Genomic DNA, 1,890 nt, shown 5'->3' on the forward strand with positions numbered 1-1,890 from the left:
GTCATTATATAGAATATATTGGAATAAATGTATATATTTTTCATGGAAGTTGTGGATTTTTTATGAATTTTATATTTATTGTATTTTTATACTTCTACTAGCAGCGCGTAACACTCCCATATTATTTTCTGTTTTTAATTGAAAAATAGAATTTGTTCGAATAATTATTCTACAGCTATATACCTAGGAGCACTTTCTTCGTATAATGAAGAAGTATGAATTTTTAATTTGTATAAATTTTACATATCGAGGTGAGAAAAGAATGAATGCGCGGCTAATGGAACTTATTGATGTGAGTACAATAGAAACCATGGCAGAACAATTTTATAAATTAACCAACATATCACATCAACTTCTTGATGCTGAAAACGAATGTATATTTTCATTTGGAATTAATGAAATGAAAGTATGTAAACTTCCCAAAATTGAAATCCCCCTTTTCTTATACAATCAATATTTAGGATCTTTTGTTGTATGGTCCAAACGAAGCGAAATTTTCAATTGCCAAAAATATTTTGAAATGCTTTCTAACCTCATTATAGCTGGGGTGAAAAAAGCAGTTCAAAGTAAAAATACATCGTTACTTTCTCGAAAAGAGGAAGAACTACATACGATCTTACAAAACATGCCTGTTATGGTTGATGCGCTTGACTATAATGGAGATTTTGTTTTGTGGAATCGAGAATGCGAGATTGTAACAGGTTATACTGCTGAAGAAATAATTGGGAATCCAAACGCTCTTCAATTACTGTATCCTGACCATAATTATCGCCATCAAATACAAAATAAATTTTTGACTCGTGGAAAAAATTTTAGAGATTGGGAAATGCGTTTAACATGTAAAAACGGTGAAATCAAAACGATAATGTGGTCCAATATATCTGAGCAGTTTCCTGTAACAGGATTTAGTTACTGGGCTGTTGGGGTAGATATTACACATTTAAAAGCGATAGAAGGGCAATTAAAACAACAAACCTCTGAATTAGAATTAATTTTTAAAGCTTTACCAGATTTATGTTTTTTAACAGAAGACGATGGGACAATTATAGATTATAAAGCAGGATCTCCTACAAAATTTTACGTACCCGCAGAAGCTTTTATGGGAAAAAAGTTTTACGAAATATTACCGTCTCCAGTAGCACAGCAATTTCAAGAAGCAATTCGCCAATTGAAAGAAGAAGGAAAGAATGTAATTGTAGAATACCCTCTAACAATTAATGGAAGTATTGATTTCTTTGAAGCTAGATGTTTACCATTATTACAAGATAAAATTATGATCATTGTCCGCGATATTACAGAGCGGAAAAAGACAGAAGAATTGCTAAATAAATCGGATACACTTGCAGCTATTGGTCAATTAGCAGCTGGAGTAGCACATGAAGTGAGGAACCCTTTAACTGTAATAAAAGGATTTATACAATTATTCCAAATTAACAAGGAGGATCAAGAAAAATATTTTAATCTTATGCTTTCTGAAATTGAGAGAATTGAAGCAATCCTTCAGGAATTTTTGTCGATTGCTAAAACAGATGAAATCCCTACTGAGAAGAAAGATATTTGTCAAATATTTAAAAATGTTGTGTCGTTAATTAACATAAAAGCAATTATGACAAACATTCAAGTTGAGTTATTTACAGATTCCAAAGAAATGATTATTGAATGCTCTGAAAATCAATTAAAACAAGTATTTATTAATATTTTGCAAAATTCAATTGAAGCGATGCCAGATGGTGGGAAGATTTCAATTCATATTAAAGAACTGAATGAAGGCGGTATCATAATAGATGTAGTAGACGAAGGAATAGGAATACCAGAAGAAAGAATTAAGAGATTGGGCGAACCTTTTTATAGTACGAAAGAAAAAGGAACAGGAATCGGATTGATGCTAAG

Annotated in this window: 1 protein-coding gene; it reads left to right on the forward strand. The window is 31.2% G+C overall.

Annotation, left to right across the window (positions count from 1 at the left end):
- Positions 1–262: 262 nt before the first annotated feature.
- Positions 263–1,890: PAS domain-containing protein (locus ACFWDE_RS30435; protein WP_377896391.1), on the forward strand; the 1,628-nt coding region annotated here is incomplete at its 3' end.

This window comes from Bacillus sp. NPDC060175 (genome assembly GCF_042728695.1).
Lineage (GTDB): Bacteria > Bacillota > Bacilli > Bacillales > Bacillaceae_G > Bacillus_A.